Origin of the sequence: Staphylococcus petrasii (genome assembly GCF_002902565.1) — a bacterium.
In the GTDB taxonomy this organism is placed as follows: Bacteria; Bacillota; Bacilli; order Staphylococcales; family Staphylococcaceae; genus Staphylococcus; species Staphylococcus petrasii.
In genome coordinates, this window is record NZ_PPRC01000043.1 from 1 (window position 1) to 10055 (window position 10055).

At 36.1% G+C, this 10055-nt stretch carries 4 protein-coding genes; 1 reads left to right on the top strand and 3 read right to left on the bottom strand.

The window, feature by feature from the left end; all coding sequences use genetic code 11:
• Positions 1-597 precede the first annotated feature (597 nt).
• Positions 598-3414, bottom strand: a complete 2817-nt coding sequence (locus CD127_RS07495) for a YhgE/Pip domain-containing protein (RefSeq protein ID WP_103366289.1) — start codon at positions 3412-3414, stop codon at positions 598-600.
• Positions 3415-3614: 200 nt separating this feature from the next.
• Between CD127_RS07495 and CD127_RS07500 the strand changes: the two genes are divergently transcribed.
• Complete coding sequence (locus CD127_RS07500) at positions 3615-5831, top strand: amidase domain-containing protein (RefSeq protein WP_103366290.1); 2217 nt, start codon at positions 3615-3617, stop codon at positions 5829-5831.
• Positions 5832-6141: 310 nt separating this feature from the next.
• Here CD127_RS07500 and CD127_RS07505 read toward each other — a convergent pair whose 3' ends face one another.
• Both CD127_RS07505 and CD127_RS07510 read right to left on the bottom strand, forming a co-directional pair.
• A complete protein-coding gene (locus tag CD127_RS07505) occupies positions 6142-7716 on the bottom strand; it encodes a YfcC family protein (RefSeq protein WP_103299142.1) in 1575 nt (524 codons plus the stop codon).
• 347 nt (positions 7717-8063) lie between these two features.
• The coding region (locus CD127_RS07510; RefSeq protein ID WP_169926755.1) for a GA module-containing protein at positions 8064-10055 on the bottom strand (1992 nt) is incomplete at its 5' end.

Here is a 10055-nt window from a genome sequence, read left to right on the forward strand (position 1 = left end):
CTTTTAACTCCATATTATCCCCCTAATATTTTTTCATCACTTATTATGATACCTAATAATATTAAAAAAATATATAATTCAAACTATTTTTATACTTTAAATTATTTATAACAAATATTTTTTGAGTTCCTTCCTACATTAAAAACTACTTTTCTTTCAAAAAAATAGTTCTAGTACGATAACTTCATACTAGAACTATTAATTTGATATTTTTATAATTCTTACAAATATTAATTTCATGTTTTTACTCATTTAAGTAAGTAAATAATGGAGCGTAGTTGAGTGACACCTGAGGGAGCAAGTTTATCAATGAACGTAAGTGTTCACACACTTACGTAAGTAGTTCTAAGATGAATAACGAATGATGTTGCGCGACTCTTGGCGGAAAAGAAAGAGCTTAAGACTACAGGTTTAAGCCTTTCCCGCAAGAAAGCGTCGCAACAAAATGAGTAACATTCATCTAAGAACTACTTTAGAAGACCTTAGAAATCCCCACAGATTTATCTGTGAGGAATTTCTGGCTGAAACTGTACCCTAGGCAAGCATCTCAACTTAAGTGAAATGAAAAATCCATTTTATATTGCAATACATTTATTATTACTCGGTCACTTTACTTTCATCCACACGCTTAGAAATCTTACGCATTACTGGATCTAGCACTGGTTTTCCTAACACACCTGCTATAAAGAAACCTAGTCCGAATAATGCTAAAATAATGAGTTTCGTAATTAAAATCTCTGGTACAATACCACCTACTGTTTCACGTAACGAATCAATTACGTGCGTAAACGGTAAGTATGGTGAAATCGTTTGGAAGAACTGAGGCATTGTCACTACTGGGAATGTACCGCCACCCCCTGCAATTTGTAATACTAATAGAATAATCGCAATCGCTTTACCTGGGTTACCAAGTAACGATACACACGTATAAACTATCGTATTAAAGACAATCGATCCAAACAGTGCCACCAGTATGAATAAGGTTGGTGATTCCACTTGTGCTTTCAAGATTAATAAATCACCTACTACTACAATGAAGGTTTGAAGTAAGCCCATTGATATAAAGAATGCGCCTTTGCCTAAATAAATTTGGCGTTTAGTTAATTCGTCTCTCAAACTTTCATGTTTATTATCAACGGATAATAAGCTCACTGATAACAATGCCCCTACCCATATTGATAATGAAGTATAGAACGGCGTCATTCCTGAACCGTAGTCTTTAACTGGGAAGACGTCCACTTGTTTCTTATCAATTGGGTTAGCAATCACATCTGCTTGTTTTTTCAAGTCATTTTTCAGAGCATCAATAACTTTATCCACTGCGTCATCTTTATCTAATTTCTTGAAGATATTATTTGCTTTGTCTAAATCTTTTTCAATATCTGGTAATCTCGTTTGCGCAAAGTTTGCTAAGTTCGCTAATGCTTCTTTCGCACGTGGTTGGTTCTCATCTAATAAATCAACTGCATTGTCATATTTATTAAATAATGTTGGTAAATTAGCATTAACCGTTGCCGTAGCGTTTGCTAAACGTTGTTCTAAATCAGGTAAATCGTTGCGTACAAAGTCTGCTGCTTTCGCCACATTTTGCTTCACTGTTGGGAAGTACGCTTGTGCGGTTTGCATCGCATTGATATACGCTTGTTCTAACGCTGGCAATTCACTTTGAATTGTAGCTACACGCTCTTGACCTTCTGATACGATCTGTTGTCCAGCCACAATAACTTGGTTAATCGTATTTAATTTAGATTGAACGTTTGATAATGTATTCTGACCTTCATTCAATTGTTGCGTAATGTCGTTAGATAACATTAATAAACGGTTGTTTAAATCTTGTTTTAAAAAGTCACGATACTGGCCTAATCCGGTATTTAGAGCTGGTAAGCCACGTAGGACGTTAACCGCTTCGGCTTTACCTGAACTTCCGTTGCCTAATGCATCGATAAGTTGATTTATAGAACGTACAGAACTATTAATACGGTTGTTTGCAGCCTCAACTTTTTTAATTTCAGATGATAAATCTACATGTTCTTTGTTCTCTAGCTCTTTTAAAATGTCTACGAGTCGTTGTTTATTTTTTGAGTCATTTTCAAAACGAGCTTTAATATTACGCAATGTGTCATTAAATTCAGTTGGTCGATTTGAACCAATAATGCCATAAGTTACATTCTTCAAGGCTTTAATATCAGATTGGGTCGCTTTCGTTTGTGTGTCCGCATTATTAGATAGCGCCAATAATGCTTCAGCAAGCGCGTTATTCATCGCTTTCACATCGTCTTTAGACACAATTTGGTCTTTGTTTAAAGCGTCTTTGTTATTATCATTACTCAATGGTTGCACTTTATAGGCCGGCATGCCTGACGTGCTTTGTTGACGCAAGGCGTTATTCGCTTGACCATTAACTTCTTGAGCACGACTAGCAGCTTCTTGATAATCGCCGACACGTTGTTGCGCCATAGTTAAATAACCTTGTGCGTCATTCAAGCGAGTATTCGCTAAATCAAGTCCTTGACTCGCAATATCTACACCTCTATTTAGACGTGGGAATTGAGCTGGAATATCGTTAGAAGCGACATTAAGCACGCGCTCAATATTAGGCATATATTCGTTTAATGCTAAAATGAGTTTCGCTTTCTCATTCAATGATGGAATCGCAGCGTTAACGTCATTCAGTTTCTGTTGGGCATCTAAAATATCACCTTTATAATTACCTAATGAACGGAAACGGTTCGCATACTCATCTAATTGGTCTTGATGTTCATTAAGATAAACAATGCGATCTGCAATTTTATTCAATTGCGGTAACGATTGGTGCGCAGCATAAACGGCTTTTTTAATTTTATTGATTGTCGGAACTTCATCTTCAAGTTGAATACCAACTTTGTTAGCCTCTTGAAGAATGGCTTTCGTTACTGTCGAGTTAAATTGTTTATTCGCTTCATCTACAATGACTGTTGATCCTGTATCTGTCATTTTTGGTGCGACAGCATTGATTTTTTGGTTTACTTTATATTCTATATCTGCTTTTTGCGGTTTCTTTCTTAATGTACCGGTGATTTGATGAGAGAATTCTTTAGGTATGTATATACCGGCATAGTATTTACCCATTTTAATTTCATGGTCAGCCTTTTCCCGACTTACAAATTGCCAGTCAAACTTCTTATTCTTCTTCAATGTATCGACTAGCGTATCCCCGACATTAATTTTTGTGCCACGGACTTTATCACCTTGGTCTTCGTTTACTACCGCCACTTTTACATGGTCCGTGTTACTATACGGGTCCCACATCGCCCACAGGTTGAACCAAGCGTAAAATGATGGCAAAATGGCTAAACCTAGGAGAATCACCCAAACGGCAGGGGTTTTCGCCACACGCTTCAAGTCCGTCTTATATAATTTTAGTGCGTTTTTCATTGTCACACTCCTACGAATGAAATATTAAAATTTGATATCAAATATGAGTTAATCGTTGTTTTTTTATTTATAGAGTTAGTATAATACTTTTGTTAAGCAAAGTAATAATTAGTTGACACGTATCAACCATATTTTTTCTAAATAGCATTATAACAAATAATTATTTATTCGCATACTATTAGTAGGAGGAAACACATTAAATGTCAAAGCAAAAACTAATGGTCTACTTATTAACTACCACACTCGTCTTTCCTACCTTTACGACGAGTCTTGCACATGCTGAAGACACAACTGATGAAAGCGAAGCGTCATCATCTCGCGCTCAAAGTAATGAAGACGCCCCATCAACTGAAGAAGCTAAAACTCAAGAAGATACAAGTGTAGAACGTGAGAACGACAGTAATTCAACTGCCTCACAAGAAGATTCAAAGAGTACAGAAGAAGATAGTTCACAAGAAACACCAGCTTCTCATAAGGAAACTGCACATAAAGAATCTACTAACGACAAAACGTCTAAAAAAGATGCGACAACACGTTCAAATCGTCAACAAACGGATAAAGCATCATCTCATGATAATGCGTCTTATCATACACCATTAGCGCCATTATTTGATATTCCAAATTTAACTGGTAATCATTCTTCTCATTTCTTAGATCCTAATGTCTTTGATGGTGGTTTCAGTTTAACGAATTTAATCGCTTCATTATTTAACTTTGATAGTGATATTTCAGATTATGAACATGTTGAGAATTCTAAAGATTCTTCTGAAAATGCTTCTTCAGAAAGTCATTCTAATACAAGCGACTCAAATCAAAACGCATCAACATCTCAATCTAATACAACACACAATGATAGTAGCGAACAAGCTGACGATACTTCATCTGAAGAGTCAGGCTCAACAGAAACACCCCAACAAGAAAAAGGATCAGCTAATACAGGAGCGAATGCTAGTTCAAATGGAAGTAAAGATGATGCAAGTATTAGTGAAGCATTAGATGCGATTGATGACTTAGTCACAGATGCTACTGATAACAAAGATGGTAATGACTCAAATCAAGGTAGTGATGAAACTACTTCTAATGAACAAAGTAATTCTTCTAATGAGGATAAATCATCTACTGAAGATACTAATACTAGTGAACAACCATCTTCACATGATACATCTCAATCTAATAGCGCGTCTAAAGGGGACAGCTTTTCAGAATCAGTATTAGACTCAGTGCTTGATAAATATAGCGAAGATGCTACTAAAACGCATAAAGATTACGAGTCATCTAAAGAAAGCGGAAAAGCACCTACGAATAATGATAAAGATAAACAATCAAAATTTGTTAACACGCAATTACCTACTAAAGACGAGCTTGCACATAAAACAGCACCAGTCCAATCATTTGAAGATGACGTGAGAAAAAATAACACGCGTTCAACTGGGTTATTCCAAATGTTGCCACAACTAAACGGTAACAGTGTTAGCGATGGCAATATGGCAGTCGTTGAAAGCAAAGATACACGCGATTTCATCAAATCAATCGCAAAAGATGCACATAAAATTGGGCAAGACCAAGACATTTATGCTTCAGTCATGATTGCTCAAGCGATTCTAGAATCAAGTTCAGGACAAAGTGCTTTAGCGCAAGCACCAAATTATAATTTATTCGGTATTAAAGGCGCTTATCAAGGACAATCTGTTAACTTTAATACACTCGAAGCTGGTAGCGATAATTCTATGTTCAACATTATGGCTGGCTTCCGAAAATACCCTAACACTAAAGCGTCATTAGAAGATTACGCTGATTTAATGAAACACGGAATTGATGGTAATCCTAACATTTATAAAGGAACTTGGAAGTCTGAAGCACCTACTTATCGTTCAGCAACAAGTCATTTAAGTAGAACGTATGCAACAGATCCAAATTATGCGACGAAATTAAATAGTTTAATTCAACATTACAATTTAACAGCTTTCGATAAAAAATCTATGCCAGATTTAGATAAATACGCTAAATCAACATCAAGTGGTCAAGATGTTTCAGGTGGCGACTTTAAACCGTTTGCGATGACTGATGGAGCAACGCCTTATCCTCAAGGTCAATGTACTTGGTATGTATATGAACGTGTTCAACAATTTGGTAAGCATGTAGGCGGTGACTGGGGCGATGCGCATAACTGGGATAATCGTGCTGAACGTGATGGTTATCGTGTGATGCGTAGTCCGAAAGCACATACGGCAGCGGTGTTTGAGTCAGGTCAAGCTGGTGCGGATGCAACGTATGGTCATGTTGCTTTTGTTGAAAAGGTTAACGATGATGGTTCGATTGTTGTGTCTGAGTCTAATGTTAAAGGTTTAGGTATTGTGTCATATCGTATGATTGATGCGGATACTGCGCAAGAATTGCATTATATTGAACCGAAATAATTAGATTACGATGGTCCTAAGATAGACTGTCACTCGTTTAAGTTGTTTCGCGTTCCTGGGGTGCTGTCTCAGCCTGTAGTCTTCGACTAGCACTGCTCCCCTAGGAGTCTTCACAACTACACTTCGTTATCTATCTTAGAACTACTTATCTAAGTACTTTAATATTTAGGGTCATTTATATTCAGTATAGAAATCAAACTATTAACTTACGTTATATATTTTTGAAGTACTTAAGTATGTGTGGGTTTTATATTTTCATATTAAAAAAAGGTGGGGCACTCGGGGTGCGCCACCTTTTCATTTTCAAAAATTAAGAATAGATTAATACTTGTGTGATGAGCATGCCGCCACCAAAGATGAAGACGAATGCTACGATTGGCCAAACGAATTTCAACCAGTGTGAATATTTCATATCTAACATTTGTAATGTCGCCATGATTAAGCCGGTTGGTGCTAAGAATAACATCGCATATTGTCCGAATTGGTAGGCTGTTACGATGACGAATCTTGGGATACCTACTGTGTCTGCAAGTGGTGCGAAGATAGGCATCGCTAACACGGCTAGTCCTGATGATGACGGAATAATAAAACCTAAGAAGAAGAATATGATTAATAAAATGACGATAAAGATTGGTCCGCTAACACCTTGCACAAGTGAAGATGAGAAGTTTAAGATGGTGTCTGAAATCAAACCTTCATTCATAATCATATTGATACCACGCGCTAAACCAATGATAAGTGATACCCCTACTAAGCTAGATGCCCCATTTACAAATGCATCTACAACTGCTTTTTCACCTATACCGTTTTTACCTAACGCTACAATAAGCATGATTACAATTGTAAACGCTAAGAACATTGAAGCCATGATTGGGAACCACCAACCTTGCGTCATAACGCCCCATACCATAATTGGAAACGGTAAGATAAATAAGATTAAGATGATTTTTTTGCGGAAAGTAAAGACGCTTTCGTCGCTGTCATTTTTAATGACTGACCATTGTTTTTCAAATTTCGCTTTATCTTCATACGTATAAGAAAGTTTTGGATCTTTTTTAATACGTTTTGCGTACCACGCTAAATAGCCTACTGTGAAGATAGTCGCAATGATTAAGCCTCCAATTCTCCAATATAGCCCATCGACAAATGTTGTTCCTGCAGCATTTGAAGCGATAACTACTGAGAATGGGTTAACTGTTGAAAATGTACTACCTACAGAGCTCGCGAGGAAGATTGAACCTACGCATATGATTGAGTCGTAACCCATCGCTATAAAGATTGGTACAAGCACTGGATAGAATGCGACCGCTTCTTCTTCAATTCCGCAGAGTGTACCACCTAAAACCATTAATACTGAAACCATAAAGACGAGCAAGAACTCATGCCCTTTTGTTTTTTTCGTTAGTGCCAAGAGTCCTGATTCAAATGAGCCACTGGTTTGTACAACCCCTATTAAGCCCCCTAATACTAGGATGAACACCATAACATCTACCGCTTCAATTGTTCCGTTAACCATACTTGTTGTAATTTGGTCTGGACCAGCTGGATGTTGATCTAAGCGTTCATACGTTCCCGGAATGGAAATTGGTTTATTAATCGCACCAGATTTAAATTGATCAACGTCGATTTTAACACCCAATTTATCTAATTGTTCTTGTGTACCATCGACAGTTTTTGTTTTATTATGCGCATCTACAATTTTGAATTCTTGCGCCCCTGAATCATAAGATAATTTAGAATATGCCCCTGCCGGTATAATCCACGTCGCTATAACGGCAATGACAGTTAATATAAATAGAATAGTAAATGCACCTGGCATACTTAATTTGAAACGTTTTTTTCTTTTTTTAGTTTGTGTGTCTGTAGTATCTTTTGTGTGTGTCATGCGTTTCAACCCCTTTGTATTTATTTATAGTTAAGACATGTGTCACACTTCCTATTTTTTTGAAAATGATTAATTTTAATTTGTGAAATTTTTATCAATCTTTTATCAACTTAAGTTTATGTCTAATGCAAGTTACATTCAATATGAATACAAATTTAAGAATAAATATTCAAAATACCGTCATACTTCCTTCACATAACTTTACGAATAATCTTCGGAAAATAGCTTGCTATTTTGGTGTAAATGTGTAAGCGCTTACTACATTGATATTGCCCTTTTCAAAAAATAAAAAGAGCAGATAATTAAGTCGTTAAATACTTTAAATTATCTACTCTGATATGTGCTATTTAATTATCGGAACGGTGGTGTTTGCGACGTCCTAACCATACAAACAGACTACCTGCTGCAGCAATTACCAATGTGATTGGTAACCATGATTTCTTAAGTGTTTCGCCGGTTTCAGGCAATGAGAAGTTGCCATCATCGTCAAATAAACCACTTAATAAGCCGCCACCATTATCTAAATTACCAAGTGACAAGCCTTGTACAGGGTTAGGAATGTCATCGATGCCATCAAGCAAGCTGCCGCCTGAATTCAAGTTGCCTAATAGACCGCCATTAGTTAAACCGCCTAATAGGCCTGAACCTAAATCTAGATCGCTACCGCTATTCGTATTGCCATTAATACGATCAAGCAGTGTAGGACGATTTTTAATTGGAGATAAAATGTAATCTAATTTATTTTTAGATTGGTTCAATTTATTTTGTAATTGTAATAAATCATTCGCCTTACCATTTAACGCGCTTTTAATTAAATCAAGTGCATCCGCTTTAGACGTTTGTACTTTTGAAATAATATCAGCTAATGCGTGTGCTTTAGCTTTATTTAATTTTGTAGCTAAAATCGTTTCAATGGCTTGTTTTTGATTAGTACTTTTATCTAAGATGTCTTTTAAAATATCATCTGCCGTATTCGAAGCTTGTGCTTTAAATTCTTGTTTTAAGCGTTCAACAAGCTCAGAATTTGATAAATTCTCACTCATTAAACGTTTCGCAATTGATGATGCTTCGTTATTGCCTAAACGTGTTGATAGTAATGTTTTAATTAACTTCTCTTTGTCTGGTGCTTGATCAAACATTGATTTTAAAATGTCATCACTTGATGTTGTAGTTAAACCATCAAGTTGTTTCATAATTTGGTCTGTAATTTGCTTGTCTGATTTACCATTTATATTGATGTGTTTTAAAATATCTTGCGTTTCATTTTTACTGAATACACTACCAAGAATTTGTTTGACCGCTTTTTGTTTATCAGACGCACTGTTCAATTGTTTAAGAATAAGATTACGGTTATCTTTCACTTTATTACGTACTGAAGCAATATCTTTTTCAATATTTTGACGTTGTTGTGCCGATAAACCTTGATTTTGGTTTACTTGATTACGTAATTCTCTTAATTGTTCAAGTTTACGATCTGTATAACGTTGACTAGTATCCTCATGTTGTTTTTCAATTTTTGAAATCGTTTGGTCAATTTTTTCTTTGTCAGATAATTTATCTTTTAAAGCATCAAAGTGTCTATTGATTGTAGAATCTGTATCTACACTTTGACCTTGATGGTATTCGGTATTATTTTTGCCCATGCGTTCAATGCCACTTAATAAACCTTCATCAGAATCTTGGTTACTTCCTGTTTCCTCTGTGGCAGGTTCTTCAGTTGTTTTCTCTTCAGTTGAAGGTTGTGTTTCTTGCGTTATTTGTTCTTTAGTGTTGTCTTCTTGTGCAGTTTTATCTTTATAAGTGTTCACATCATTTTTGACTTTATCCAAGTCATCCAAAATTGAAGTGCTATGTTTGTCGGTATTATTAGTTTCTTCACTAGATGGCGTTTCCGTTGTGCTTTGTTCTTCAGATTGAGCGTCGTCTTTAGATTGTTGTTGGCTCAATGCATTTTCATTAGTTTCAGCTTCAACATTTTGTTGACCTCTATCAACCTTTTTAGAAAGTGCATCTAAATCATCCATGATTTTATCCAATTCTGCAGAAGTACTATCTTTAGAACTATCATTAGTAGTTGTATGCGCTTCTTCAGTTGATGGCGTTTCATCTGAACGAGCAACTGATTTCTCTTCTGCCGTCACACTAGACTCTTCGCGTGCATCTTTTAAGATATCATCAATTTCAGATTGGTCTTTCGCATCCTCTAAATCATCTTTATAACTTTCGATTTCTGCTTTGTCTAAATGTTTTAAACGGCTGATTTCAGCTTTCGCTTTGGAAATTGCAGACGCCAATTTAGAGTGAACCGTAGTTGCCTCAGTTGAAGCTTCAGTCACCTC